This is a genomic window from Acinetobacter sp. 809848 (assembly GCF_000581275.1).
Classification (GTDB): domain Bacteria; phylum Pseudomonadota; class Gammaproteobacteria; order Pseudomonadales; family Moraxellaceae; genus Acinetobacter; species Acinetobacter pittii.
On record NZ_JEXG01000139.1, the window covers coordinates 1 to 1,363 of the forward strand.

Sequence of the window (1,363 nt, forward strand, 5' to 3'; positions counted from 1 at the left end):
TTTATCCTGGAACATTTGACCCCATCACGAATGGACACGTTGATTTAGTTACTAGAGCATCAAGAATGTTTGATGAGGTTGTAGTAGCAATTGCAATTGGACATCATAAAAACCCTTTGTTCAGTCTAGAAGAGAGAGTTGAACTGGCCCAAACATCACTCAGCCATTTATCAAATGTTGAATTTGTAGGCTTTGATGGTTTACTAGTTAATTTTTTCAAAGAGCAAAAGGCAACAGCAGTACTTCGTGGTTTAAGAGCAGTTTCTGATTTTGAATATGAATTTCAACTTGCCAATATGAACCGTCAACTTGACCCACATTTTGAAGCAGTATTTTTAACACCATCTGAGCAGTATTCATTTATTTCTTCGACATTAATTCGGGAAATTGCTCGTTTAAAAGGGGATGTAACCAAGTTTGTTCCGCAAGCTGTGGTTGAGGCCTTTGAACGTAAACATCAACAAGGTTGGTAAAGTGTCGTTATATATCACCGATGAATGCATAAACTGTGATGTTTGTGAACCAGTTTGCCCAAATGAAGCTATTTTCATGGGTGAAGTGATTTATGAAATTCATCCAGATTTATGCACTGAATGCGTTGGTCATCATGACCAGCCGCAATGTCAGTTATTTTGTCCAGTGGACTGTATTCCTAAAGATCCGCAGCATGTGGAGACGGAAGATGAGCTATTCGACAAATATAAAAAATTAATTGCTCAAAAAAGCACAAGCAATTAGTAAATAAATTTGTTAATATGCGCCCCTGAAGTGAGCTGGATGGTCGCTGCTGTGGAGGTCTTCGTGACTGAAGCAGGGGAGGAAAGTCCGGGCTTCATAGGGCAGGGTGCCAGGTAACGCCTGGGCGGTGAAAGCCGACGGAAAGTGCAGCAGAGAGTAGACCGCCTCATTCGTGAGGTAAGGGTGAAAGGGTGCGGTAAGAGCGCACCGCGTGTCTGGTAACAGTTCACGGCATGGTAAACCCCACCAGAAGCAAGACCAAATAGGAATCCTGAGGTACGGCCCGTACTGGATTCGGGTAGGTCGCTTGAGCGTATGAGTGATTGTACGCCTAGAGGAATGGCCATCCTCGACAGAACCCGGCTTATAGGCTCACTTCACCTCATTTTATTTAAAATTTTTCTTGACGTGCGTTAAAGAAGTTAAGATAATGCGCGCACAGTTTTCGGCTATGTAGCTCAGTTGGTTAGAGCACACGCTTGATAAGCGTGGGGTCACAAGTTCAAGTCTTGTCAGACCCACCATGACTTTGACTGGTTGAAGTTATAGATAAAAGATACATGACTGATGATGTAAGCTGGGGACTTAGCTTAGTTGGTAGAGCGCCTGCTTTGCACGCAGGAGG

The 1,363-nt window shown here is 43.4% G+C and carries 2 protein-coding genes and 1 other RNA gene; all 3 read left to right on the plus strand.

Going from position 1 to position 1,363, the window contains the following annotated elements:
- On the plus strand, positions 1-473 hold a 473-nt coding region (coaD, locus tag J536_RS24390; RefSeq protein WP_032064277.1), incomplete at its 5' end, for a pantetheine-phosphate adenylyltransferase.
- 1 nt (position 474) lies between these two features.
- The gene (locus tag J536_RS0104985; protein ID WP_005070936.1) at positions 475-738 is read left to right on the plus strand and encodes a YfhL family 4Fe-4S dicluster ferredoxin; all 264 of its coding nucleotides are present in this window, start codon (positions 475-477) and stop codon (positions 736-738) included.
- 27 nt (positions 739-765) lie between these two features.
- Positions 766-1,121: RNase P RNA component class A (gene rnpB / locus J536_RS24400), an RNA gene on the plus strand.
- Positions 1,122-1,363: the final 242 nt, after the last annotated feature.